23 protein-coding genes are annotated in these 24,861 nt (G+C 54.5%); 14 read left to right on the top strand and 9 right to left on the bottom strand.

Translation table 11 applies throughout. The features are described 5' to 3' along the window. Positions 1-59 precede the first annotated feature (59 nt). From glyQ to BOW52_RS17020, 6 genes are read left to right on the top strand one after another with little or no spacing between them, the layout of a single operon-like run. The gene (gene glyQ / locus BOW52_RS09080; protein ID WP_078483764.1) at positions 60-983 is read left to right on the top strand and encodes a glycine--tRNA ligase subunit alpha; all 924 of its coding nucleotides are present in this window, start codon (positions 60-62) and stop codon (positions 981-983) included. Then, positions 980-3,058 (top strand): glycine--tRNA ligase subunit beta, encoded by a 2,079-nt coding sequence (glyS, locus tag BOW52_RS09075; protein WP_078483763.1) that lies wholly within the window; start codon positions 980-982, stop codon positions 3,056-3,058. Before glyQ ends, glyS begins: the two co-directional genes overlap by 4 nt. A 5-nt stretch (positions 3,059-3,063) precedes the next feature. Then, on the top strand, positions 3,064-3,399 hold the full coding sequence (locus tag BOW52_RS09070) for a nucleoside triphosphate pyrophosphohydrolase family protein (protein WP_078483762.1): 336 nt from the start codon (positions 3,064-3,066) through the stop codon (positions 3,397-3,399). Positions 3,400-3,402: 3 nt separating this feature from the next. After that, positions 3,403-3,948 carry a D-glycero-beta-D-manno-heptose 1,7-bisphosphate 7-phosphatase gene (gene gmhB / locus BOW52_RS09065; protein WP_078483761.1) on the top strand — a complete coding sequence of 182 codons (546 nt, stop codon included), beginning with the start codon at positions 3,403-3,405 and terminating at the stop codon, positions 3,946-3,948. Then, complete coding sequence (locus tag BOW52_RS09060; RefSeq protein WP_078483760.1) at positions 3,948-4,664, top strand: lysophospholipid acyltransferase family protein; 717 nt, start codon at positions 3,948-3,950, stop codon at positions 4,662-4,664. The genes gmhB and BOW52_RS09060 overlap by 1 nt, the downstream gene beginning before the upstream one ends. 43 nt (positions 4,665-4,707) lie before the next feature. After that, positions 4,708-4,863 (top strand): hypothetical protein, encoded by a 156-nt coding sequence (locus BOW52_RS17020; RefSeq protein ID WP_172840274.1) that lies wholly within the window; start codon positions 4,708-4,710, stop codon positions 4,861-4,863. 70 nt (positions 4,864-4,933) lie between these two features. Here BOW52_RS17020 and gyrB read toward each other — a convergent pair whose 3' ends face one another. From gyrB to dnaA, 4 genes are all read right to left on the bottom strand, one after another. Beyond that, positions 4,934-7,351, bottom strand: coding sequence for a DNA topoisomerase (ATP-hydrolyzing) subunit B (gene gyrB, locus BOW52_RS09055; protein WP_078483773.1), 2,418 nt, complete (start codon positions 7,349-7,351; stop codon positions 4,934-4,936). A gap of 30 nt (positions 7,352-7,381) precedes the next feature. Next, positions 7,382-8,455: a DNA replication/repair protein RecF gene (gene recF / locus BOW52_RS09050; protein ID WP_078483759.1), complete on the bottom strand. Its 1,074-nt coding sequence runs from the start codon at positions 8,453-8,455 to the stop codon at positions 7,382-7,384. A 128-nt stretch (positions 8,456-8,583) separates the two neighbouring features. Further along, the gene (gene dnaN, locus BOW52_RS09045) at positions 8,584-9,684 is read right to left on the bottom strand and encodes a DNA polymerase III subunit beta (protein ID WP_078483758.1); all 1,101 of its coding nucleotides are present in this window, start codon (positions 9,682-9,684) and stop codon (positions 8,584-8,586) included. Positions 9,685-9,910: 226 nt separating this feature from the next. Beyond that, entirely contained in the window at positions 9,911-11,272 is a 1,362-nt protein-coding gene (dnaA, locus tag BOW52_RS09040) for a chromosomal replication initiator protein DnaA (protein ID WP_078483757.1), read from the bottom strand. Positions 11,273-11,454: 182 nt separating this feature from the next. On the opposite strand from dnaA, the gene rpmH reads away from it, so the two are divergent. From rpmH to mnmE, 5 genes are read left to right on the top strand one after another with little or no spacing between them, the layout of a single operon-like run. Next, positions 11,455-11,589, top strand: a complete 135-nt coding sequence (gene rpmH, locus BOW52_RS09035) for a 50S ribosomal protein L34 (RefSeq protein WP_078483756.1) — start codon at positions 11,455-11,457, stop codon at positions 11,587-11,589. A 26-nt stretch (positions 11,590-11,615) separates the two neighbouring features. Continuing rightward, positions 11,616-11,972 (top strand): ribonuclease P protein component, encoded by a 357-nt coding sequence (gene rnpA / locus BOW52_RS09030; RefSeq protein WP_078483755.1) that lies wholly within the window; start codon positions 11,616-11,618, stop codon positions 11,970-11,972. Then, complete coding sequence (gene yidD, locus BOW52_RS09025; protein ID WP_078483754.1) at positions 11,951-12,187, top strand: membrane protein insertion efficiency factor YidD; 237 nt, start codon at positions 11,951-11,953, stop codon at positions 12,185-12,187. The genes rnpA and yidD overlap by 22 nt, the downstream gene beginning before the upstream one ends. Beyond that, entirely contained in the window at positions 12,180-13,829 is a 1,650-nt protein-coding gene (yidC, locus tag BOW52_RS09020; RefSeq protein WP_078483753.1) for a membrane protein insertase YidC, read from the top strand. The genes yidD and yidC overlap by 8 nt, the downstream gene beginning before the upstream one ends. Before the next feature lie 18 nt (positions 13,830-13,847). After that, positions 13,848-15,200: a tRNA uridine-5-carboxymethylaminomethyl(34) synthesis GTPase MnmE gene (gene mnmE, locus BOW52_RS09015; protein WP_078483752.1), complete on the top strand. Its 1,353-nt coding sequence runs from the start codon at positions 13,848-13,850 to the stop codon at positions 15,198-15,200. A gap of 4 nt (positions 15,201-15,204) precedes the next feature. On the opposite strand, the gene BOW52_RS09010 is transcribed toward mnmE, so the two are convergent. The 5 genes from BOW52_RS09010 to msrB all read right to left on the bottom strand — a co-directional run bounded on the left by BOW52_RS09010 (position 15,205) and on the right by msrB (position 19,444). Next, complete coding sequence (locus tag BOW52_RS09010) at positions 15,205-16,746, bottom strand: mechanosensitive ion channel family protein (RefSeq protein ID WP_078483751.1); 1,542 nt, start codon at positions 16,744-16,746, stop codon at positions 15,205-15,207. A 163-nt stretch (positions 16,747-16,909) separates the two neighbouring features. Further along, positions 16,910-17,767 (bottom strand): arsenite methyltransferase, encoded by an 858-nt coding sequence (locus BOW52_RS09005; protein ID WP_078483750.1) that lies wholly within the window; start codon positions 17,765-17,767, stop codon positions 16,910-16,912. A gap of 22 nt (positions 17,768-17,789) precedes the next feature. After that, positions 17,790-18,104 (bottom strand): ArsR/SmtB family transcription factor, encoded by a 315-nt coding sequence (locus BOW52_RS09000; protein ID WP_078483749.1) that lies wholly within the window; start codon positions 18,102-18,104, stop codon positions 17,790-17,792. 196 nt (positions 18,105-18,300) lie between these two features. Beyond that, the gene (gene lepB, locus BOW52_RS08995; protein ID WP_135622216.1) at positions 18,301-18,996 is read right to left on the bottom strand and encodes a signal peptidase I; all 696 of its coding nucleotides are present in this window, start codon (positions 18,994-18,996) and stop codon (positions 18,301-18,303) included. Between the two features lie 58 nt (positions 18,997-19,054). Beyond that, positions 19,055-19,444, bottom strand: coding sequence for a peptide-methionine (R)-S-oxide reductase MsrB (gene msrB / locus BOW52_RS08990; RefSeq protein ID WP_078483748.1), 390 nt, complete (start codon positions 19,442-19,444; stop codon positions 19,055-19,057). 123 nt (positions 19,445-19,567) lie between these two features. Here msrB and BOW52_RS08985 point away from each other — a divergent pair, with 123 nt between their 5' ends. The 3 genes from BOW52_RS08985 to BOW52_RS08975 all read left to right on the top strand — a co-directional run. Continuing rightward, complete coding sequence (locus BOW52_RS08985) at positions 19,568-20,125, top strand: POTRA domain-containing protein (protein ID WP_078483747.1); 558 nt, start codon at positions 19,568-19,570, stop codon at positions 20,123-20,125. Beyond that, positions 20,116-21,240, top strand: coding sequence for a ShlB/FhaC/HecB family hemolysin secretion/activation protein (locus BOW52_RS08980; RefSeq protein ID WP_078483746.1), 1,125 nt, complete (start codon positions 20,116-20,118; stop codon positions 21,238-21,240). The genes BOW52_RS08985 and BOW52_RS08980 overlap by 10 nt, the downstream gene beginning before the upstream one ends. 21 nt (positions 21,241-21,261) lie before the next feature. Further along, the coding region (locus BOW52_RS08975; protein WP_135622214.1) for a filamentous hemagglutinin N-terminal domain-containing protein at positions 21,262-24,861 on the top strand (3,600 nt) is incomplete at its 3' end.

The raw sequence follows: 24,861 nt of genomic DNA, 5'->3' as shown, positions 1-24,861 counted from the left end.
CACGCTATAATCGCGCCTTTCGCGCACTCCTTTAACTATAGATCTGGAACGAGAAGTTTATGGCGGACACATCACCGCATCACGACGTCACCACCTTTCAGGGGTTGATCCTCGCACTGCAGGAGTATTGGGCAGCCCAAGGCTGTGTCATTCTGCAGCCACTCGATATGGAGGTCGGTGCCGGTACCTTCCACCCCGCCACCTTCCTACGTTCCATCGGCCCCGAGCCGTGGGCAACCGCCTATGTGCAGCCATCTCGACGTCCTACCGATGGTCGCTACGGAGAGAACCCCAATCGTCTGCAGCACTACTACCAGTTCCAGGTAATTATCAAACCCTCACCGCTCGATATTCAGGAACTCTACCTCGGCTCGCTGAAGTCGCTCGGTATCGATCCGCTGGTGCACGACATCCGCTTTGTCGAGGATAACTGGGAGTCCCCTACCCTCGGTGCCTGGGGACTCGGTTGGGAGGTATGGCTCAACGGCATGGAAGTGACTCAGTTCACCTACTTCCAGCAGGTCGGTGGGCTCGACTGCAAACCGGTGACCGGTGAGATCACCTACGGTCTGGAACGTATTGCGATGTATCTACAGGGTGTCGAAAGTGTCTACGATCTCACCTGGACCCACAACGGCCCCGCTGGTCGGGTCAGCTACGGTGATGTCTTCCACCAGAACGAGGTGGAGCAGTCGACCTACAACTTCGAACACGCCGATACCGAGGTACTGTTCAAGGCATTCGATAACTGCGAGAGCGAGAGCAACAAATTGATCGAAGCCGGTCTTCCGCTGCCCGCTTACGAACAGGTACTCAAGGCGTCTCACGCATTCAACCTGCTTGATGCCCGCCACGCCATTTCGGTGACAGAACGACAGCGCTTTATTCTACGCGTGCGAGCCCTGGCGCGTGCCGTTGCACAGTCCTACTACGAGGCGCGAGAGAAGCTCGGCTTCCCGATGTTGAAAGGGGGTGAGGCATGAGCACAAGCAACGACCTGCTGATCGAAATCGGCACAGAGGAGCTGCCGCCCAAGGCGCTCAAACGTCTCATTGATGCTTTTGAACGTGGCGTCACAGAAGGGCTCAAGGGTGCCTCTCTTAGCTATGGCGAGATCAAGGCCTACGCTGCACCACGGCGTCTGGCGTTGTTGATTGCGGAACTGCAGGGTGCACAGGCCGACCGTCAGGTTGAACGTCGCGGTCCAGCCGTTGCGGCTGCCTTTGATGATGAGGGCAATCCAAGCAAGGCGGCCCAGGGTTTCGCCCGCTCCTGTAGTGTTGAAGTGGATCAGCTTGAGAAACAGGAGACCAAAAAGGGTGCCTGGCTTGTCCATCGTGCTACCGAGACAGGCCGAGCCACCCCTGAGCTAATTCCTGCCATTATCGAGGAGGCGCTGGCCAAGCTGCCGATCCCAAAACGTATGCGCTGGGGCAGCCTCGATGTCGAGTTTGTTCGCCCTGTCCACTGGCTGGTACTGCTCTTTGGTGATGAAGTCATCGACGCTGAGATCCTCGGTGCCAAATCGGGTCGAGAGAGCCATGGCCACCGCTTCCACCACCCCGATACCCTCTATCTCGGTGAACCAGCGGCCTATGCGCCACTACTCGAGACCGAGGGGCATGTGATCGCCGACTACGCCACACGTCGTGAGGCTATTCGCGCCCAGGTAATGAAGACCGCTGAGGAACTCGGTGGCAAGGCGATTATTGATGATGGTCTACTCGAAGAGGTCACCGCGCTGGTCGAGTGGCCGGTCGCAGTGAGTGGTTCCTTCGAAGAACGCTTCCTTGAGGTACCTGCCGAGTCGCTAATCTCCTCCATGCAGGATCATCAGAAGTACTTCCCTGTGGTTAACGAGGACGGCCAACTGATGCCGCACTTTATTACCATCTCCAATATTGAGAGTCAGGATGTCGAGCAGGTACGCGCCGGTAACGAGCGCGTTATTCGCCCACGCCTCTCCGATGCCGAGTTCTTCTGGAATCAGGATCGAAAACAGCCGCTCAGCGCCCACCAGGAGAGCCTCAAAACGGTGGTGTTCCAGAAACAGCTCGGCACCCTGTTCGAGAAGAGCGAACGTGTCGCAGCCGTCTCAACCTATCTTGCCGGTCTACTCGGTGTCGATAGTGATCAGGCTCGTCAGGCCGCACTGATTTCCAAGTGCGACCTGATGACCAACATGGTCTACGAATTTACCGATCTGCAGGGCATCATGGGACGTTATTACGCCAACCATGATGGTCTGCCAGAGTCGGTAGCCAATGCGATGGACGAGCAGTACATGCCACGTCAGGCGGGCGATCAGTTACCGGCGGGAAGTGTTGGTCAGGTACTCGCCATCGCCGACCGCGTCGATACCATGCTCGGTATCTTTGCCATCGGACAAAAGCCTACCGGTACCAAGGATCCCTTTGCCCTGCGCCGTGCAGCACTCGGGCTGCTACGAATCATCATTGAGCGTGGCCTCGATATTGATCTGCATGAGTTACTCAAGGTTAGCGCCGAACAGCTTTGCGGTAAGGTTGATAAGGCCGCCGATGCCGTCGATGAAACACTCGACTACATGCTCGAACGACTCAAGGCCTATTATGGTGATCAGGGTATTAGCAGCGATGTGATCGAGGCGGTACTCGCCTGTCGTCCCACCCGTCCACTTGATTTCGATCGTCGTATCCGCGCCGTATCCGCCTTCCGTAATCTAACCGAGGCGGAGAGTCTTGCAGCGGCCAACAAACGCATCGGCAATATACTCAAGAAGAGTAATGAGCAGATACCAGAAAGTGTCGATGCGGCTGTGCTCAGTGAGACGGCGGAACAGGCGCTGGCTGGAGAGCTGAACAGACTCCATAGCGATGTACTGCCGCTTTTTGAGAGTGGTGACTACGAGGGGGCTCTGACCCAACTCGCCGCGCTGCGTGAGCCGGTCGATACCTTCTTCGATAACGTTATGGTCAACGCCGAGGATGAGCTGCTACGTAAGAACCGTCTGGCACTATTGCGCCAGATTAACCAGCTCTTCCTGCGCGTTGCCGATATCTCACTACTACAGGGGTAGAGAGTATGAGTGATCGTGATTCTTATAAAGAGATGCTAGCTGCGGTACAGTCGTTCCACGACAAACACGACTTCAAAAACACCGGTGGTGAGGATCTACCCTACCGCGTGGCGCTGATGGCCGAGGAGCTGGGTGAGATCTCTGCCTGTGTCACTAAAGGTAAATCGATCGAGGATCTCGCCGAGGAGTGTTCCGATCTATTGATTCTGGTCATGGGCACTGCCATCGCTGAGGATTTCGATCTCAGCTCGGCCTTCTGGAAGAAGATGGACAAGTTGATGAAACGCGAGGCGAAGATGATCAACGGCCGCATCCGTGTTTCTGAATTCAGGGATCAATAAATCTTGGTAAAACTGGTCATCCTTGATCGCGACGGTGTCATCAATGAGGACTCCGACGACTTCATCAAAACCCCCGATGAGTGGGTTCCGATCCCCGGCAGTCTCGAGGCGATCGCACGACTCAATAGTGCCGGTTATCGCGTGGTAGTGATTACTAACCAGTCAGGCATCGCTCGCGGGCTGTTCGATACCGAAACCCTGATCTCGATCCACGACAAGATGCATAACCTGCTCGCCGAAATGGGGGGTGAGGTTGAGGCAGTTCTCTTCTGTCCCCACGGGCCCAAGGATGATTGTAGCTGTCGAAAACCAAGGGGGGGTATGTTCAAACAGCTAGCTTCTCGTCTCGGTATCGATCTGAACGGGGTACCTGCTGTCGGTGACTCCGGACGCGATCTTGAGGCCGCCGCCTCTGCTGGTGCACTCCCTGTCCTTGTCCGCAGTGGTAAAGGTGAACGAACCCTGGCATCTGGTATCTCGCTTGAAGCAATCCCGCTGTTCGAAAATCTGGCGGCCTTTGTCGATTCCTATCTAGCTGAGGAGGGCTAATGCTCTTTCTCCGTTCACTCACCTACTGGATCGGAATGCTGCTCTCCACTCTGGTAGTCGCACCACTCGGTCTGCTGTTGTTCCCCTTTCCGCTCACCGCTCGTTTCCATTTTATTAAGAGCTGGGCACTGTTTAATCTCTGGTTACTGAAGATCACCTGCGGGCTGCGCTATGAGGTCGACGGAGTGGAGAATATTCCGGATCAGACCGTCATTGTCTTCTGTAAACACCAATCGACCTGGGAGACATTGGTCCTGCAGAAGCTCTTTCCACGCCAGGTCTGGGTGCTTAAACGTGAACTACTGAAGATCCCTTTTTTCGGCTGGGGACTGGCGATGCTTGAGCCGATCGCAATCGATCGCTCTGCTGGTCGCAAGGCGCTTAAACAGCTGGTTGATCAGGGCAGTAGATATCTCAACGAGGGGCGTAGCGTAGTGATCTTCCCAGAAGGTACACGCACCCAGTTTGGCAGCAGCGGCAAGTACCACGCCGGTGGCGCCATTCTGGCGCAGAAGAGTGGCTTCCCGGTGCTACCAATCGCTCACAATGCCGGTGCTTACTGGCCCAAACACTCCTTTATCAAATACCCCGGTACAATCCGCCTCTCCATTGGACCAGCTATCGATAGCAGTGGTAAAAAGACCGACGCAATACTCACTGAGTCTGAACAGTGGATCGAGGGCCGCATGGCTGAACTAGGTGGACGGACTGTTTAGCCACACTTTATCGCACTGTTAAAATGCCGATTGGAGATCGATCATGATCAGAAGGTTTATCTATCTGCCTCTCTTTGCACTTCTCATCACGCTACCGGTGGTCGGCTGTTCGACACTTGATGGAGCAAAGACTACGGGCGGGGCCAAGAGCAGCAACCGTGGCAGTAGTGGCCATGTCGGCGTTAAAATCGGTTTTTAACAAATTAAGGGGGGTGCCATCTGCGACGGCACCCCCCTTAATTAGAAATAACTACTTATATATCAACTAGTTAAACATCAATATTCGATGCGGAAAGGGCATTAACCTCAATAAAGTCGCGGCGTGGCTCAACCTGGTCACCCATCAACGTTGTAAAGATCTCATCGGCACCCACCGCATCCTCAATCTTCACCTGTAACAGACGTCGACTCTCTGAATCGAGTGTTGTCTCCCAGAGCTGATCGGGATTCATCTCACCCAGTCCTTTATAGCGTTGAATATGCAGTCCACGTTTCGCCTCATCCATCATCCAGTTAAGTGCCTGTTTGAAACTCATCACCGGCTGGTTACGTTCACCACGCTGAATATAGGCACCCTCACTCAGTAGACCGTCGAGCTGTTCACCTAAAACAACCATGCTCTGGTACTCAACCGAGTCGAAAAACTCGTGGTTAATCACACTATCATTGCTGATACCGTGGTTATATTTACTGACCACCAGATGATAGGGATCGTTCTCCTCTCCCTCCTCAGCACGAATCTCGTAACGAACCGAGGCATCCTGATCATCATTGATACGTGCTTGGAGCTCTGCTGCCCACTCCCCCAGTTGAGCCTGGTTGTGGAAACCCTCTGTACCCAATTTCGGCATATAGATCAGACGCTCAAGAATCTGTTGATCATAGCGACGACTAAGACGACGTATCGTCTGCATCACAGCCAGGTAGTCACGAGTCAGAGCCTCTAAGCCTGGGCCTGTCAGCGGTGGAGCATCAGGATTTACGTAGAGCGTGGTCTTGTCTAGCGAGAGTTGCAGCAGATGGTTATTGAGCTCGGTATCATCCTTTACATACTGCTCCTGTTTACCCTTCTTCACCTTATAGAGTGGCGGCTGAGCGATGTAGATGTGACCACGTTCGATCAGCTCTGGCATCTGGCGATAAAAGAAGGTCAGTAACAGAGTACGGATATGAGAACCATCGACATCGGCATCGGTCATGATAATAATGCGGTGATAGCGTAGTTTGTCGGGATTAAACTCTTCACGACCGATACCGCAGCCGAGTGCAGTAATCAGCGTACCGACCTCTGCTGAAGATAGCATCTTGTCGAATCGTGCCTTCTCAACGTTCAGGATCTTACCCTTAAGCGGCAGGATTGCCTGGGTGTGACGATCACGACCCTGCTTGGCGGAACCACCCGCAGAGTCACCCTCCACCAGGAACAGTTCGGAGAGGGCTGGATCTTTCTCCTGACAGTCGGCCAGCTTACCGGGCAGACCGGCAATATCGAGTGCACCCTTACGACGAGTCATCTCACGCGCCTTACGAGCGGCCTCGCGAGCACGTGCGGCATCAATGATCTTTCCGGTAATCGCCTTCATCTCAGCCGGATTCTCGAGTAGAAACTCCTGCAGCTTCTCAGCCATGGTCGACTCAACGATCCCCTTCACCTCTGAAGAGACCAGCTTATCCTTGGTCTGCGATGAAAATTTAGGGTCGGGAACCTTGACCGAAAGCACTGCGGTGAGACCCTCACGGGCGTCATCACCGGTAGCGTTGATCTTCGATTTTTTAGAGATCCCCTCCTTCTCCATGAACTGGTTGAGGGTACGGGTCAACGCACTACGGAAACCTGCCAGGTGGGTACCGCCATCACGCTGCGGAATATTATTGGTAAAGCAGAAGATATTCTCCTGATAGGAGTCGTTCCACTGCAGCGCTACCTCGACTCCTACCTCATCCTTCTCGGTCGTGAAGTGGAATACATTCTCGATAATGGGCGTCTTATTACGGTTCAGATGCTCAACAAAGGCCCTGATACCACCCTCATATTCGAAGATATCCTCCTTGTCGCTACGCTCATCTGAGATACGGATACGTACACCCGAGTTGAGGAATGAGAGCTCACGTAGACGTTTGGCGAGGATATCGTAGTGATATTCGGTATCAGCAAAGATCTCAACGCTCGGTTTAAAGCGGATCTCGGTACCACTGCTCTTGGTCTCACCCACTGACTTGAGAGGTTCCTGCGGAACTCCCAATACATACTCCTGCTGATAGACCTCACCATTGCGGCAGATGGTCAGTCGTAGAGTCTCTGAAAGGGCATTGACCACTGAAACACCTACACCGTGCAGACCGCCAGAGACCTTATAGGAGTTATCATCAAACTTACCGCCAGCATGTAGAACGGTCATGATGACCTCAGCTGCTGAGACTTTCTCCTCAGGATGCATATCGACCGGAATGCCACGACCGTTATCGGAGACACTGATCGACCCATCACTATGGATCACCACATTAATATCTGAACAGTGCCCCGCCAGTGCTTCGTCAATGGAGTTATCAACCACCTCGAACACCATATGGTGGAGGCCGGTACCGTCATCGGTATCACCGATGTACATTCCAGGGCGCTTGCGTACTGCGTCGAGTCCCTTCAACACCTTAATATTTGACGAGTCGTAGCTATTCTCTTCGCTCATAGGATCCATACCTTTTATATGTGGCGACGATTATACCACCTCTTCTACCGAACCATGTTCCACGTGGAACACACTATAACTCTCCCAGTAGCTGCTATTGAGCAGCTCTGGTTCGATTGCTGAGATGAATAGCTGTGCTGGTAGATTGGCCAAACGTTTCATCAACTCATCCCGGTGATATCTATCCAACTCAGCTGGTAAATCATCTATTAATAACAGACTCCGTTTGTCTGTTGATTCAGCGAGTAGTTGAACCTGAGCCATTCTCAAGGCACAGACGAGCAACTTCTGTTGTCCCCTCGATATATGGGTCTGGACACGTTGACCGCCCATTTTGATAATTAAATCTGCACGGTGTGGCCCATACCTTGTGTGACCCAATTCACTATCGCGGACTAGTGATCGTTCCAGTTGCTCACTATAAGCTTCACTCTTATCCCAACCAGGTTGGTAACTAAGCTCTAATGTTTCGGAACCCACCAGGGGCGCAGCAAACTCTGGGAGTAGTGGTTTTAACCGATCAATGTAATTAATCCTCTGTCGATCAATCTCGTTCGCACAGCTCACCAGCTCTGAATTCCACACTGATGCACTCTTCGAATCGCCAGAACGGAGTGCAGCATTACGCTGCTTTAGTGCCCTTTTATAACGACTCCATATGGGATAGAAACTATGTTCCACGTGGAACACGCCCCAATCGATAAATTGTCGACGCTGTGTTGGACCCTGCTCCAACAGCTCGTGACTATCGGGATTAATGATCAGAAGTGGTATCTGTGAAGCAACCTCTGAGATGGAGTTTGCATTGTTACCCGCAACACGCATCTGTAGTTCACTACTGCTCCGCTGCAGACCAATTGGAATAGTGCCCTCATCCGTACTGATCTCACCAAAGAGAGTAAAACGCTCTTCTCCTCTTTTGATCAGTTGTAACGGTCGTGTTGTCTTAAATGAACTGACCCGACTGAGGTAGTAGATCGACTCGAGCAGGCTCGTCTTACCACTACCATTACTACCATGAATGAGATTGAGATTATTTGAGGGTCGAATATCCGCAGTAGAAATATTGCGAAAATTAGAGACTTTGAAGTGAGAAAGACTCATCGATAGGGCGTTGCCTGATGGGATTTAATGAGACTTTTATTGGAGGTTTTATAAATAAGATAAGAAGATATTCTTGGATAGCTCGACTCGCCCTACCCCATACATTCAGGGTAGGACAGTAGTTGAAGCTAGAGTCGCATCGGCATCACAACGTAGCGTGATGTATCACCTTCGGTCGCCTCAATCAGACAGCTACTATTGGCATCGGAGAGACTAATCTTCACATTGTCATTCTGGATTACATTGAGTGCGTCGATCATGTAGCTGACATTAAAACCGATCTCCAGCTCCTGTCCATCGTACTCCACCTCTATCTCATCCTCGGCCTGCTCCTGCTCTGGATTGTGAGCCAGAATCTCTAGTGCATTGGGTAACAGGTGCAGGCGTACTCCACGGTACTTCTCATTGGAGAGAATAGAGGTGCGAGTGAGAGCTTGTTTGAGAGTTTCTCGATCAGCCTTAATCTCTTTATCACAGCCACTGGGGATTACACGTTCATAATCGGGGAAGCGACCATCGATCAGTTTTGAGGTAAATCCAAGTCCAGGAAGGGTGACCTTAATGTGATTACTTCCAACCTGAATCTCTGCCATCTCATCATTCGATTCAAGCAGTCGTAGTAGCTCCTGAACACCTTTACGAGGCACTATGACCTGCTGATCATCAGTGATCTCGATGGTCGCAGTAACATCACTCAATGCGAGTCGATGTCCATCGGTAGCAACCGCACGAAGACGTTCTGATGTCAGCTGTAGCATAAGGCCATTGAGGTAGTAACGAACATCCTGCTGAGCCATGGCAAAGTGAGTACGTTCTATCAGTCGACGAACTTCAGTCTGTGGCAACTCAAACTTATTGACATTTTTTATCGCATCGACACTTGGAAAATCACTGGCAGGAAGGGTAGATAGTGTGAATCGACTCTTGCCAGATTTTACAATCACCCGGTCATCTTCCAGAGAGAAACTGATCTCAGCACTCTCTGGCAGTGCCCTGCAGATATCAATGAATTTACGTGCGGGTACAGTCGTCTCTCCTGGAGCATCGACAGCAACACTACTGATCGCCTGCAGCTCAACCTCAAGATCGGTTGCTGTAAAGGTGATGCCATCCTGTCCTGCAGAGATCAGAACATTAGAGAGAACCGGTAGGGTCTGGCGTCTTTCGACAACACCACTAACGGCCTGGAGCGGTTTGAGGATCGCTTCACGCTGTACCTTGAATTTCATATATCCATCCCATCTATATAAAAAATAATCTTTTTATTTATTACTTTACTATTACTATTAAGCAGCCCTATTTTTCGGGATAACTCGTAATATTCGTTATAATTCAATTAGCTACAACACTATTTTCAATGTATGAGCCGTATGTATCCTGGGTGTGAGCTGTTAATCAGTTGTGGATAACTTAGGACCCAATTTTATCCACAACTTTACCCACCGTTAATTAACACTATGTTGTCATAGTTCTCAACAGGTTGGCGTGATCCTCTTTGATTCTAAGATCACCCTCCATCAGCTCCTTGATCTTGCGACAGGCATGCAGCACCGTCGTGTGATCGCGACCACCGAACTCTTTGCCTATCTCTGGCAGACTATGGTTAGTCAGCTCTTTGGCCAGCGCCATCGCCATCTGACGGGGTCTGGTGATCGATCTAGAACGTCTGGCAGAGTGTAGATCGGCTACCCGAATCTTATAATATTCTGCTACCGTTTTCTGGATATTTTCAATCGTGACCAGCTTATCCTGCAGCGCGAGTAGGTCACGTAGTGCCTCCTTGGCAAAGTCGAGTGTGATTGGTCGACCGGTGAAGTTGGCGTTAGCCATTACTCGTCGTAGCGCACCCTCGAGTTCGCGGATATTGGAGTGGATACGTTTGGCGATCAGAAAGGCGACGTCCTGTGGCAGTTCGATACCAGCCTTGGCCGCCTTACTCATTAATATAGCGACGCGAGTCTCAAGCTCAGGTGGCTCTATTGCGACAGTCAGCCCCCAGCCAAAGCGTGACTTGAGACGCTCCTCCAGGCCATCGACCTCTTTTGGATAGCGGTCACAGGTGAGAATAACCTGTTGGTTGCCCTCGAGTAGCGCATTGAAGGTGTGGAAAAACTCCTCCTGTGAGCGCTCCTTCTTGGCGAAGAACTGGATATCATCAATCAGCAGTGCATCGACAGAGCGGTAGAAGCGTTTGAATTCGGTGATGGCGTTGTGCTGCAGCGCCTTGACCATATCCTGCACAAAACGTTCGGAGTGTAGGTAGACCACGTTAGCATTAGGGTTGTGCTGCAGGATCATATTGCCGACTGCATGCATCAGGTGGGTCTTACCGAGTCCAACACCCCCATATATAAAGAGGGGGTTGTAGGCCTTGCCTGCATTCTCGGCAACCTGGAAAGAGGCAGCGCGTGCCAACTGGTTAGATTTACCCTCGACGAAGCGGTCGAATGTATAGCTGTTATTGAGACTGCTGCCGCGATTACCGCTGCGTCTGACGGGTGCTTGTTGCGCAGTCAGCGGTGAACTGTTGCTGACAGCACCATTGGGCGACTGCTTATTTTCAGCTACAGGGCGTTTTTGCGTGCCGATCTCAAGAGTAATACGAGGTGGATTGCTGGAGATGCGCCCAGCAATCTCAGCGATTAGTGAGAGGTGGTGCTCCTTGACCCAGTCGAGAACAAAACGGTTGGGTGCGAGTAGTCGTAGCGCATCACTCTCCTCCACGGCATGCAGGGGACGGATCCAGGTGTTGAACTGCTGAGCGTTAAGCTCACCCTCAAGATGATTGAGGCACTGTTTCCAGAGTGCAGATTCCAACGTGTTGACCCCTTGCTACTACGAGTGTTGTTATCGGAGAGGAGTGGGAGTCTAACGCTGATGGAGAAAGTTATCCACAACCATTTTACTTATAATTGGTACACTTCCGTAATTGACAGCGGGCGCCGCTTCCCATATCCTTCCCGATCTTTTTCCGACCATTAATATGGGTTTAGAGCACCATGAAACGTACATTCCAGCCAAGCAACCTCAAGCGTAAGCGCGTCCACGGTTTTCGTGCACGTATGAGCACCAAGAACGGCCGTAAGGTTATCTCTGCACGTCGTGCCAAGGGCCGCGCCCGTCTGTGTGCATAAGTGAGCGGTAGGTTCTGGGGAAACGCATGAACTTCCCCCGACTTGCCAGACTTACACTAAAGCGGGATTTCTCATTCGTCTTTGAGGATCCGTGCAAGGTTAGCGCGGGGTCGTTTACGATTCTGGCGCGCCGCAATGAGCTCAGCCATCCAAGACTCGGCATGGCGATCTCGAAAAAGAATGCCAAGACAGCCGTCTCCAGGAACCGGATCAAACGGATGGTACGCGAAAGCTTTAGAGCCCACTACGAACAGCTTGGCGATTTCGATATTGTCGTTCTGACGCGTCGTGGCGTGATGGAACAGAGCAAACAGCAGTTAAGCATGAGCCTCGAAAAACAGTGGAACGCCTTGGTCAAGCGATGCGCCGCCTCTTTATCCTAATCATTCAGGGTTACCGCTACCTGATAAGCCCGATAGTAGGCAGCAATTGCCGTTTCTATCCCTCCTGCTCCTGTTATGCACTGACGGCCGTTGAGCGTTACGGTGCCCTCAAGGGTGGCTGGTTATCAGTAAAAAGAGTTTCACGTTGTCACCCCTGGCATCCAGGTGGTGTAGATCCAGTACCCGAACCTAATCAGGAAAGATCCCATGGATAACAAGCGCCTGCTTCTCTTTGGAGCGTTCTTCATCACCCTGCTGATGATCTGGCAGGAGTGGGGAGCTTGGCAGGCTGCGAAAAATGCACCGCCTGCACCCGTCGCGGTTCAGGGTGGGAGTAGCATCTCTAGTGCTGCTGATCTTCCCGATACCGCTCCTACACCTGGGGTTGCCTCTCCTGTAGGCGTGCCGGGTACCGGTCAGGTGGTGAAGCAGGCGAAGCGCATTAAGGTGACGACGGACCTGCTGGAGATTGAGATCGATACCCTCGGTGGCGATCTGCGCGTAGCGCGTCTTAGTGCCTACCCGGTCGATCCGGCCACGCCCGATGAGCCATTCCCCCTGCTGGGCGATAGTGGCGAGCTCTTTAATGTAGCGCAGTCTGGACTGCTCTCCGCAGAGACCAAGCTACCGAACCATCATGATATCTACACTTCTGTGGCCGATGATTACAGCCTCGAAGCGGGTCAGGATAAGCTTGAGGTGCGTCTTAGCTGGCGTGGTGAGAATGGTGTTGAGGTCGACAAGATCTATACCTTCCACCGCGGTAGTTATCTGGTCGATCTACGACATGAGCTACGCAATAGCGGCGCAGATCAGTTCAGCGCCAGCCAGTATCGACAGCTGCAGCGTACCGATCCCGGTCAGCAGAGCATGTTCCTCTACACCTACACCGGCGGTGTGATCTATAGCGATGAAGAGCGCTACGAGAAGATCGACTTCGATGAGATGAGCGACAAGAAGCTGGCTCGCGAGATCACCGATGGCTGGGCAGCTATGATTCAACACTACTTCCTTTCAGCATGGATCCCTGTGCGTGGCGAAGCGAATCACTACTTCAGCAATGTTATCGATGGTAACCGCTTCATTCTCGGTCTGCGTGGTCCAGCGAACTCGGTGGCTCCAGGTGCCGCACAACAGTTTGAGAGCCAGCTCTATATGGGGCCGAAGCTGCAGAACGATCTGGAAAAAATCGCCACAGGACTTGAGCTGACCGTTGACTATGGTGTGTTGACCGTTCTGGCGCAGCCGCTCTTCTGGTTGTTGACCTTTATTTACGACAACATCATCAGCAACTGGGGCTGGGCGATCATCCTCCTCACCATCATGATCAAGGCGGTCTTCTACAAGCTCTCCGAGACCAGCTACAAGTCGATGGCGAACATGCGCAAGATCTCGCCGCGCCTGGCAACGCTGAAAGAGCGCTATGGCGACGACAAGCAGCGCTTCCAGCAAGAGATGATGAAGATGTACAAGACGGAGAAGATCAACCCACTGGGTGGTTGTCTGCCGATCCTGGTACAGATCCCGGTCTTCATCGCCCTCTACTGGATGCTGCTTGAGAGTGTTGAGATGCGTCAGGCACCCTTTATTTTCTGGCTAACCGACCTCTCCAGCAAGGATCCCTACTTCGTACTGCCGCTGCTGATGGGCGCCTCAATGATCATCCAGCAGAAGCTCAACCCGGCGCCGCTCGATCCGATCCAGGCGAAGGTGATGATGGCACTGCCGATTATCTTTACCGTCTTTTTCGCCTTCTTCCCCTCGGGTCTGGTGCTCTACTGGGTGGTCAACAACGTACTCTCGATTGCACAGCAGTGGGTAATTACCCGCCGCATCGAGAACGCTGGAAAACCCTGATCCCGACCGATCTGTGCTGTGAGCACTGAGCAGGAGACGATCGCCGCCGTTACCACCCCGCCCGGGGTGGGCGGTGTTGGTATCGTGCGTGTTTCCGGTCCCAAGGTTAATGAGATCGCTAATGCGATTCTTGGAACCCTCCCCCAACCTCGCAGTGCTGAGCTGCACAACTTCAGCGCCAACGATGGCTCTGTAATCGATAGCGGTATCGCGCTACGTTTCCCTGCGCCCCACTCCTTCACCGGTGAAGATGTCTTGGAGTTACAGGGCCACGGTGGTTCAGTAGTGATGGATATGGTGCTGCAGCGTGTGTTGGATTTAGGTGTGCGTCAGGCACGTGCCGGTGAGTTTTCAGAGCGTGCCTTCATCAACGGCAAGCTCGATCTGGTACAGGCGGAAGCGATTGCTGACCTGATTGAGGCAGGCAGTATCGAGGCAGCGCGAGCCGCGCAGCGTTCACTACAGGGCGATTTTTCCAGGGGCATCACTCAGCTGGTCGAGGCGCTGATCGAGCTGCGTATTTACGTCGAGTCGGCGATCGACTTCCCCGAGGAGGAGATCGATTTTCTCGGCGATGGTGTGGTCGCGAGCAAGGTTGATGCTGTTCTCGTACAGCTTACGGAGATTGAGCGGCGTGCCGAGCAGGGCCATCTGCTGCAGGAGGGTATGACGGTGGTGATTGCCGGCCGACCCAATGCTGGCAAGTCATCGCTACTCAATCAACTTGCAGGACGTGAGTCGGCGATCGTCACCGACGTCGAGGGCACCACCCGCGATGTGCTGCGCGAGAACATTCAGCTCGATGGCATGCCACTACATATTATCGACACGGCGGGCCTGCGCGAGAGCAGCGATGTAGTTGAGCAGGAGGGGATTCGTCGCGCCTGGCGTGAGATCGAACAGGCCGATCGGATTTTACTGGTGATTGATGACCAGCTTGGGCTCACCGAAGAGGATGAACTGATCGTGGCTGAGCTCGCGAAAGGGCCCGGACTGACAATTATCAGAAACAAGATCGATCTTAGTGGCCGAACGGCCGGATTCAATGGCAGCACTGCTCACCCCGAGATAGCGCTCTGCGCCAGTGACGGCAGTGGCAGCGATGCTCTGCGTGACCATCTGAAGCAGTGCATGGGTTATCGGGTAGCAGGTGAAGGGGGTTTCAGTGCGCGCCGCCGCCATCTCGATGCGTTGGCGCGAGCACGACTCTCGATTGAGACCGCACAACATCAACTGGCTAATAACGCTGCTGGCGAGTTGATGGCTGAGGATCTGCGTCAGGCGCAGAATGCACTGAATGAGATTACCGGTGAGTTCAGTAGTGATGACCTGCTAGGCAAGATCTTCTCCAGCTTCTGTATCGGTAAGTAGCAACTCAGAGTCCGAAGAAGTGTCTGATCTTCACCAGTAGCTCGTCGTGCTGCGCGGCAGCCAGACGGTCGCGTGTCTCCCGGTCGAGATCATTCTTTGCCATGCTCAGATCGGCATCGCGTTTCGCCATAGTGCGCGAGATCTCCTCGGCGATCACCGGGCGTGCCTTGATCACCTGCTCGAACGCCTCCTTGTCGAGGCGGTAACACTCCACATCGGTCAGTGCGATCACGTTGGCGGCGCGCGGTGCACCGGTGAGTAGACCCATCTCACCAAAGAAGCTGCCTGCCTCCCCCCCGTTGATGATATTGACCTGCCGCTGCTCGCCCTCCGAGCTGAGCACCACCTCCGCCTGACCCTCGATCAGGATATAGAGCCAGTTGGCGACCGTGCCCTGCTGGGTGATCACATCACCCTCGACAAACGGGGCGTAGGTGAGCTGCTCGGCGATTACCCGCCGCTCCTCCTGATCAAGGTTGGCAAACAGCGCCACTCGCTCAAGCAGTTCGATGCGGTGTTTGATATCGCGCGAGTGTGCCTTGGCGCGCACCTTTCGGCTCTCCTTGTAGAGGTGGAGGCTCTGTTGCGGCAGGGCGAACTCGATACTGGCGCGTTTCAGCGCCGCGTAGATATGGGTCCTCACGGCCGAGTCGGTGGGATCGTCGACGGCGAGATCGGTCAGCCAGTAGCGCAGCGCATAGTTGATGGTGCTGCCGTCGATGCCCATCGCAACACAGTTGGGGAGTGGCTGGCTGGCAACGTTGGCGATATCGGCCTGATGTATCGCCGTGTCGACGGTGTGGATCACCTGTGCCGGCGGCACACTGAACTCAACGCTGAAGCGGATCCAGCGGCGCAGCTGTATCGGTTCACCCTGACGCCGGCCAAGGATGGTGAACTTCCCCTTCATCAGGATACTGTTGGGAATGACCACCGTCTCCCAGTTACGTGTCTCGATACTGGTCGAGCGCCAGCAGATATCGACCACTCGACCGACTGCATCATCAACCTTGACCCAGTCCCCGATGTGGATCGAATCATCGAGTTGCAGTGCGGTACCGCCGAGAATATTGCCGAGGGTGTCCTGCAGCGAGAAGGCGAGTACTGCGGTGATTACCGCCGAGGTGGTGACAATGCTGGAGAAATCGAGCCCAATCTCTGACAGGCGCACCATGCACCAGAGCAGATAGGCGATGGTGACCAGAATATCCTGAAGTATCGTTGGTGCGTGGATCTGTATCAGTGGCAGAAGCCGGTGGAAGAGAATCAGACCTGCGAGACGAATTGCTGCCAAACCCATGACCAGGATGGCGATATGTTGGGGAATCGTCCCCTCGTCTATGACTCCACTATTGAGCAGGAGGATGGTAATGAGATAGCCGATCAGACCCAGCAGGTAGAAACCGAGGATGTGCAGTATCTGACGATGTGTAATTGCCGCTGTGCGTATTAAAAGTAGCGAGATGATAACGATTGCGGCTAGCTGATAACCGAGATGAATGGCTGCTACTGCATCAACGAGGCTTGTCCAGAGAGAGATCTGCATCACTGCTCCCCTATTGTTTGGCTCTAGTTATTGGGGGTGTAACTACCAATGTAGTTGATAACAGCGTCTGATATCTAGCAGAGAGATGGTTTTAGAGGTAAAGCGGGTAGTAATGATCGAACGATTGGATCGGTGCTGTCCCATGACGGGACAGCACCAGCGCTTAAGGTTTGACCGCCTCGATGGTGGCAGAGACGACAAAATCCTCAACGCCACGACCGGGTGCCCAGTCCTTAATGAAGTCACGTGAATCATCTTTCGGTGCAACAGCGATTTTAGAAAAACCAGCATCGGCCATGTGTTGCTCCAGTTCACCGATGTGAGAGGCACCCGCCATACAGCCGGAGTAGAGCGCGAGGTCGTCACGCATCTCATCGGGTAGCTCCACGGTGGCGACGACATCGGAGATGGCCAGACGACCGCCCGGTTTAAGAACACGGAAGGCCTCTTCAAAGACGCGCCCCTTGTTGGGAGAGAGGTTGATCACACAGTTGGAGATAATGACATCAACCGTATCATTGGCGACCGGCAGATTTTCAATCTCACCGAGGCGAAACTCAACCTGCTCGAATTGTCCCTTCTCCGCATTGGTGCGTGACTTGCTGATCATGTCGGGGGTCATATCAACACCAATGACACGACCCGTGGTTCCAACCTCGGCCGCAGCGAGGAAGGCGTCGAAGCCACCGCCACTACCAAGATCGACCACCACCTCACCCGGCTGGAGTGAGGCGATGGCGCGCGGGTTTCCGCAACCGATCCCCATGTCGGCACCCTCGGGTACCGCGTCCAAATCCTCATAAGAGTAACCGAGGCGGGTCGAGATCAGGGTGTTGATCTGATCGTCATCAGAGACCCCGCAGCAGCTGCTGCCGACGCCGCACGCCTCGCCAGCGTTATCGGCCTGTGCCACCTTGGCGTAGCTGTCGCGCACCTGCTGGCGGATATCGTCGGCCTGCCTGGCACCGATCGAGACTGCTACCTCGGTGGGTTCGCAGCAGCTATTCTCTTCCTGACTCATGTTAGTTCCTCGTGACTTCGGGTTACGATTTGAAGAAGTGGCTCAACTGTTCGAGCGTGGCCGGATCGACCCAGCAGTTGACCTGTTTACCCTGTCGTTCCATCTCAATCAGGCCGGCACGATTGAGCTCTTTAATGTGGTGTGAAAGGGTCGAAGGGGCGATATCGAGACCCTCGCCGATAACACCGACACTCCGTACCGCCTCCTCACTGCTGCAGACCGTACCCGGCGCGCAGCAGGTCGAAAGGCTGAGAAAGATCTGTAGACGGTGTGGATTGGCCAGTGCCTTAAACTGCTCCGCCATCTGCACAAGATTATCGTTTTGATAGTTCGACATATTTCGAACTGTAGAATCATCTGCTGGTGATGTCAACTGTTGGAGATAGGTGAGAGTTATTGCAGTCGGGGAGTCGCTATTTTTGCGGAAGCATGTTTTGGGCCTTCTCCGTCGTTCGCTCACGCTCTCAACTACGAATAGGCAGACGGCGTCGACTATCGCGGACTAACCGCCTTCGCTTCGCTATCCATGGCGGTCAGCGCAGGTGGTTAATACGTCCTGCGCGAGGCAGGTAGAAGTTATCGCCATTCCAGGAGATGAGCACCCGTGTCGCCTGGCCGAGGATGCGTTCACGCTCCACCAGACCGAAAAAGCGTGAGTCGCCACTGCGGTCTCGATTATCACCCAACAACAGGTACTCTCCTGCTGGAATCGTCACCGGGCCAAAGTTGCTCTGGGGCGTTGGTGTGGGTTGTCGCATCACAGCGTGATCGACACCAGGGAGCTGTTCGGTGGCAAAGAGAAAACTCTGCTGCTCCTCATCGTTAAGTACCGAGACGGTCTGCTGATCGGGTGCGGAGTAGTTAAGTGGCTGGCCATTGATGATGAGTCGATTATCACGCATCAGAATGGTGTCACCCGGTTCGCCGATCACCCGCTTGACCATGCGGATGTCATCCTTGGGAGAGTAGAAGACAACAATCTCGCCCCGGATGGGATCGTCCCACTCCGCCAGATGGAGGGTAGTAAAGGGAATCTTGAGATCGTAGGCGAGTTTATCGACATAGATCATGTCACCCTCGACCAGGGTCGGTTTCATCGAGCCGGAGGGGACATAGTTCCAGTCGCCAAACACCGAGCGTGAGGCGAAGATGACCAGCGCCAGCAGTGCCAGTTCGGCGATGCTACGTGGAAGTCCGGGCTTTTTAAGTTTGTCGATCAGGTTGTTCACGGTTGATTTACATCCCCGGTTATAACTGGCTGTTCAGACTCAATGATGGGAGTTTGGTTCACTCGTCTTCTTCAAACTCGAGTGAGAGTGAGTTGACGCAGTAGCGCTGTCCGGTCGGTTGCGGGCCATCCTCGAACAGATGACCGAGGTGTGAGCCACAGTTGGCACAGGTGATCTCGACCCGGCGCATGCCGTGGCTGGTATCAAAGTGCTGTTCGACGCGAGTAGGGTCGACCGCGTCCCAGAAGCTCGGCCAGCCGCTACCGGAGTCGTACTTGGTATCGGAGCGGAACAGCTCGGTATTACAGCAGGCACAGCGGTAGATCCCTTCCGACTTGTTGTCCCAGTAGGCTCCGCTGAAGGCGGGTTCGGTCCCCTTCTCCCTGCAGACGCGGTACTGATCGCGACTCAGCTTGTCACGCCACTGCTCATTGTCATCGTTGCTCATCGATTCACCTGCTGGTTATTACCCGACTATTTTTATAAATCATGTTGGAGTTCTGGGTCGTTGGCAAGAGGGAATGCGCTGGACTAAGCTCGTCTGATACACAGTAGTGGGAATATAAAGATAATGTATGGAAAGAACGCCGCAACTTATCTGTTTCTGGTCGGCACTCTTGGACTCACCATGCCCACACAGGCAGCCCCACCGAGTGGTACCGTGCTCCCCGGACAGATTGAAAAACAGTTCCAGACGCAGCCGCAATTGCGCCAGCGTAGTGAGGGGATTGAGCGAGCACAGGAGCTGGAGCGTGCCCCACCGGGTGCGGCCGAGATCCGTTTTAGTCTGAATGCGATTGAGCTGGAGGGTTTTAGTGCCTATCCGCAGGGTGAACTTGAGACCTATCTTGGCCCGCTACTCAATCGTGAAGTAACACTCTTGGAGCTCTACCGGCTCGCCAACACCCTGACCACAAAATACCGCAGCGATGGTTACACCCTTTCACAGGTCGTTGTGCCAGCACAGTCGATCGAGAAGGGGGTAGCCAGGCTTCAGGCAATCGAAGGTTATATCTCGCAGGTGCGTATCGTTGGTGATCGATACGATAGCCGCGACATGGTCGCGGACTACGCCGAGCGCATTCGTCGTGAAAGACCGCTGATGCGCTTGAACGCTACATGCTGTTGATCAACGACCTACCCGGCATGTTTGCACGTGCCACCCTTTCGGCCTCGAAGAGCGAATTTGGTGCCGCCGATCTGACCATTCATTTTGAACGTGACACCGTATCGGGTGGGGTGGCTTTCGACAATCGTGGGGGAGAGGCGCTGGGGCCGTTACGGGTAGTGGCCGATCTGAAGCTCAATAACCTGTTGAGCCTGTTTGAACGTACTGCGCTGATGGTGGCACAGGCGGAGGGGCAGGAGATGCAATACGCCTCTATCAGTCATGAACAGCAGCTCGGTCGTGAGGGCACCAAGATAAAGATCGATTACAGTGCGCTGCGTGCTGAGCCAGAGAATCTCAGTTTTATCCCGCTCGAGCAGGAGGTTGAGTCTGATAGCGCCAATCTCATCGTAAGCCACCCGATGATTCGCAGTCGAAAGCAGAACCTCTATCTACGTACAGGCCTGACGATGCACAACGGTACGACTCGACTCTTTGGCGCCAAGATGATCGATGAGCAGCTGCGTGTGGCGCGGCTGGGGCTCACCTATGATCGTATCGATAGTAGCGGTGCGACCAACCTGATCGATGTTGAGGTTAGCCAGGGACTCAACGGCCTTGGTTCATCGGAAAATGGCGATCTGTTGCTCTCGCGCGCCGATGGCAGTGTCGATTTTTCCAAACTCACGCTCTATCTGGCACGTCTACAACCCCTCTCATCGCACTGGAGTCTACTGGCCACCGTCAATGGTCAGTACGCCTTCGATGACCTACTGGCGCCTGAACTATTTGGTTATGGCGGTGAGGCGTTCGGGCGTGGATACGACCCCTCCGAGGCGGTTGGTGATCACGGCCTGGCCGCCAAGCTGGAGCTTCGTTACAGCAACCACCTCCCCTTCTCTACGCCGCAGCCCTATACCCTCTACGGTTACGTCGATGCGGGGCGCGTCTGGCAGCGCAATGAGACGCCGCTTGATGACGATACAACCATCACCTCTGCAGGCCTTGGACTGCGTTTGAGCCTATTTGGCCACGTATCGGCAGCAGTTGAGCTGGCGCAGCCAATATCCCATCCGGTGGCGGCTGAAGGCAGTGACGATGCTCGCGCTTATTTCACCCTCTCAGCCAGATTCTGATTGCGGTCATTGGAGATAAAGATGAGTCTGAACCCAGGCAATCGAAACACATTCTGTCAGCGAGTCGTAACGATGCTCGCGGCAACGTTGATTACGGTTACCACCGCCCAGGCGGCGCCAAGCGGCGGCGAGGTGCAGGCGGGAAGTGCGTCCATCACACAGAACGGCAGCCTGACCCTGATCGAACAACAGAGTAGTCGAGCCGTCATCGACTGGCGCAGCTTTGATGTCGGCGTGGATGAGGCGGTTCGTTTCGCCCAGCCAGGCAGTGATTCAGCAACCCTTAACAGGGTCAACAGTGACCAGATCAGTGTGATCATGGGACGGGTCGATGCCAACGGCCAGCTCTACCTGCTCAACCCCAACGGTGTGGTGATCGGTGAGGGGGCGAATATCGATGTGGGTGCGTTGGTCGCAACCACCGCCAATATCGGTAACAGCGATTTTATGGCGGGTAACCTCGATTTTAACCAGCCCGGTGTGGCCAGTGGTGCGGTGGTTAACCTCGGTACCATCACTGCTGCCGAGGGTGGACTGGTGGCGCTTGTAGCACCGCAGGTTGAGAACAGCGGTACGATTACAGCGCGCCTCGGCCGGGTTGCGCTCGCGGCGGGTGAGCGTTTTACCATCGATCTCTATGGCGATCAGCTGATTAACTTTGCGGTAGACGAGCAGCAGTTGGCACAGCTGTTTGATGCTGAGGGTCAGCCCATCACCGCACGCGTTGATCAAAGCGGTCTGGTCGAGGTGGCGGGTGGCGAGGCGCTATTTATGAGTGCAGCCAGCGGCAAGGGGGTGCTCGATCAGTTGATCAATATCAGTGGTGTGGTGCGGGCCGATACGGTTGAACAGCATGGGGGGCGTATCGTGCTGCTGGGTCGGGGCGGAAGTGTGACGGTTGCTGGTGAGTTGAGTGCACGTGGCACCCAATCTGGACAGAGCGGTGGCGCTATCGATGTGCGCGGAGAGCACGTTTTCATTGCGGCCGAATCGGAGCTGGATGTAAGCGGTAGTGCCGGGGGAGGTGTCATGCATCTCGGAGGTGACTACCAGGGCGGCGATGGTTATCGCGCCACGACGACCACGGTCTCTGAGGGCTCCAGGTTACGCGCCGACGGCACAGATCGAGGTGACGGTGGTGAGGTGGTTGTCTGGGCCGATGGTGTGACTGACTTTTCGGGCTCAATCTCCGCCCGTGGCGGTAGTGAATCTGGGAATGGTGGAGAGGTCGAGGTCTCAGGCAAGCAGCAGCTAAGCTTCCGAGGTCAGGTTGATGCTGGTGCCGAAAACGGCGAGGCGGGAACGCTACTACTCGATCCGACCAACTTTACCGTCGGTCTTGAAGAGGCGGCGGTGATCAACTACGTACTGCGCTCCGGGACTAGTACTACCCTACAGGCCGATATCGACATCGATGTCGATGCGGCGATCGATGGCCGAGGTCTCTACGCAGGGGGAGGTATCACCCTTAATGCCGGTAACGATATCAATCTCAATAATTACATCGTTACCAATAACGGTGCAGTGAATCTCAACGCCAGCGCCGGTACGGTCAATGTGGCATCGGGACAGGGGGTCTACAGTGGCACCGCACCGATTGCGGTGACCACCGGAGCTGGACTAATCAACGCTCCCTTTATTACGGCCAATACCCTGACGCTCACCTCCAGCGGTGGCTCGGTCACAATCGATGAGGCGATCAGTGCCAGCAACGGCACGGTGGTGCTGGTGGCAGCCGATGATGTGATCTTCAATGCCGCTGTGGTCAATCTCTCTAACGGCTCGTCACTTAGCGCCACGGCTGATGACGATATCGTCGTTAATGAGCAGATCGATGGCAGTGGTGGGATCAGCGGTGGCCAGGTAGTTCTTACCGCTGGCGGCGATGTAACGATCAATGAGCACGTTATTACAGACGATGGCGCAATCACAGTGGCTGCTGCGGGCAGTGTGGTGCAGGCGGCCGATGGACTCGACAGCTACGGTGCACCGCTGACTAAGCAGCTGCGCAGCGGCAGCGGCACTATTTCGGTGAGCAGTGGTGCCAGCCTCTCCCCAGGTTCGCTGGTGACCAGCGGTACCCTGCTGCTAGAGTCGACGGGAGGCAGTGTGACCATTGATGTGCCGATCTACGAGACGGTGGGCGATACCGCCGTCACAGCGGCCGGCGATATCACCATCAACCAGCCGGTTGCCAATACCACCACCGGTAACGATCTGGTGATGATGGCGGGTGGTTCGATTGTGGTTAACGATAAGGTCGGTCCCTGGGATCGCACCACTGACAGCTTCATCGGTCGCGATGCGATCAGCGGTGGCACCATCACCCTGCTCTCGGGTAATGACATCACTATCAACGACCATATCGCCAGTTACGATGCCGCACTGGGACTCTACGCCGGCACCACACTGGCACTGGCCGATAACTGTGCCACACCACCCTGCACTATCACCCTGCCTGACGCTCTGCAGGTTAATGCCGGTAGCGGAACGCTGACCATCGCCTCCTACAACGACCTGAACAATGGCCCCGCACCGGCGGGTGTTAATGACGATATCCTCACCGGTTACTTCACCACCGGGCTACTCAATCTGGTCTCAACCAACGGTTCGGTTACCGTTGCGCAGACCATCCCCGATACCACCGGTGAGGTGATGATCAGTGCCGGAGATGCGGTACAGGTCGACCAGCGCATCTATACCGACAGCGGTGATATCTCTATCTATGCGGGTGCGGGGGGGATTGCGCAAAATCAGACCATAGATCCCGAAGCCGATATTCTGCTCAATACCTATGCGATCAGTGATATCGATGCCCGCGAGGGCAATATCTGGCTGCAGGCGGTGGGCGATATCACCCCCTCTGTGGTTCGCACCGGTGGCAATCTGACTATCCTCTCCACCGCAGGTGAGATTAGTGGGGGACAGATACAGGAGAGCCGCTCGGGCATTCTTGGCTACGATGAGTTCGATGATCCGATTATTTCGAAATTTGGTTATCCCGATGAGGTCGATCTGGCGGGATATAACGGCATCACCGATTTCGACACGATGCACAGCGACAACATTGATGCACTCTCTGCCAACGGTTCAGTAACCAATCTCGTGGTGTCGAATCCTTCACATCTGATGGTGATCGCCAAGGACGATATCGTCATGGGTGGTCAGGTTGGCAATGGTGAGTTCTATGCCGGTCGTGATACCGATCTCGGTGGGATGGTGCTGGTGGGAGATGTGATCGCCATGGCGGGGCGCGATGTGACCATCGGTACCACCGCCTCGCTGGTCGAGTTCCCCGATACCAGTGTTACAGCGGTGGTCGACATCTCGGTGCAGGCCGACAGTCTCACCCTCTCCGCCGGATACGACCCCTACGCGACGCTGGACGGTGTGACGGTGGCGGGTGTGGCAGTGCCGAGCTGGAGCCCGAGCTGGACGCCCTCAGCGGTGAGTGATGTGCTGGTAGAGAATATGATCTGGATTGAGGGGACCGGCGGTATGAGCGTGACGGCGGCACACGACATCATCCTTCCCGATACTCACGTCTCCTACAGCCTGGCTGATGCCGACGCGACGATCGATCCACTGCAGCTAACGCAGAATTTCACCCTCGCTGCTGGC

It is taken from the genome of Solemya pervernicosa gill symbiont (assembly GCF_002020875.1).
Taxonomy (GTDB): Bacteria; Pseudomonadota; Gammaproteobacteria.
The sequence above is the reverse complement of the archived record's forward strand: the minus strand, read 5'-3'. Positions and strand labels throughout refer to the sequence as shown.

Excerpts from the sequence above, each read along its gene's own strand:
- glyQ (WP_078483764.1), top strand. The coding sequence starts at position 60 with ATGGCGGACACATCACCGCATCACGACGTCACCACCTTTCAGGGGTTG.
- glyS (WP_078483763.1), top strand. The coding sequence starts at position 980 with ATGAGCACAAGCAACGACCTGCTGATCGAAATCGGCACAGAGGAGCTG.
- BOW52_RS09070 (WP_078483762.1), top strand. The coding sequence starts at position 3,064 with ATGAGTGATCGTGATTCTTATAAAGAGATGCTAGCTGCGGTACAGTCG.
- BOW52_RS09060 (WP_078483760.1), top strand. The coding sequence starts at position 3,948 with ATGCTCTTTCTCCGTTCACTCACCTACTGGATCGGAATGCTGCTCTCC.
- BOW52_RS17020 (WP_172840274.1), top strand. The coding sequence starts at position 4,708 with ATGATCAGAAGGTTTATCTATCTGCCTCTCTTTGCACTTCTCATCACG.
- gyrB (WP_078483773.1), bottom strand. The coding sequence starts at position 7,351 with ATGAGCGAAGAGAATAGCTACGACTCGTCAAATATTAAGGTGTTGAAG.
- recF (WP_078483759.1), bottom strand. The coding sequence starts at position 8,455 with ATGAGTCTTTCTCACTTCAAAGTCTCTAATTTTCGCAATATTTCTACT.
- dnaN (WP_078483758.1), bottom strand. The coding sequence starts at position 9,684 with ATGAAATTCAAGGTACAGCGTGAAGCGATCCTCAAACCGCTCCAGGCC.
- rpmH (WP_078483756.1), top strand. The coding sequence starts at position 11,455 with ATGAAACGTACATTCCAGCCAAGCAACCTCAAGCGTAAGCGCGTCCAC.
- rnpA (WP_078483755.1), top strand. The coding sequence starts at position 11,616 with ATGAACTTCCCCCGACTTGCCAGACTTACACTAAAGCGGGATTTCTCA.
- yidD (WP_078483754.1), top strand. The coding sequence starts at position 11,951 with ATGCGCCGCCTCTTTATCCTAATCATTCAGGGTTACCGCTACCTGATA.
- yidC (WP_078483753.1), top strand. The coding sequence starts at position 12,180 with ATGGATAACAAGCGCCTGCTTCTCTTTGGAGCGTTCTTCATCACCCTG.
- BOW52_RS09010 (WP_078483751.1), bottom strand. The coding sequence starts at position 16,746 with ATGCAGATCTCTCTCTGGACAAGCCTCGTTGATGCAGTAGCAGCCATT.
- BOW52_RS09005 (WP_078483750.1), bottom strand. The coding sequence starts at position 17,767 with ATGAGTCAGGAAGAGAATAGCTGCTGCGAACCCACCGAGGTAGCAGTC.
- BOW52_RS09000 (WP_078483749.1), bottom strand. The coding sequence starts at position 18,104 with ATGTCGAACTATCAAAACGATAATCTTGTGCAGATGGCGGAGCAGTTT.
- msrB (WP_078483748.1), bottom strand. The coding sequence starts at position 19,444 with ATGAGCAACGATGACAATGAGCAGTGGCGTGACAAGCTGAGTCGCGAT.
- BOW52_RS08985 (WP_078483747.1), top strand. The coding sequence starts at position 19,568 with ATGTATGGAAAGAACGCCGCAACTTATCTGTTTCTGGTCGGCACTCTT.
- BOW52_RS08980 (WP_078483746.1), top strand. The coding sequence starts at position 20,116 with ATGCTGTTGATCAACGACCTACCCGGCATGTTTGCACGTGCCACCCTT.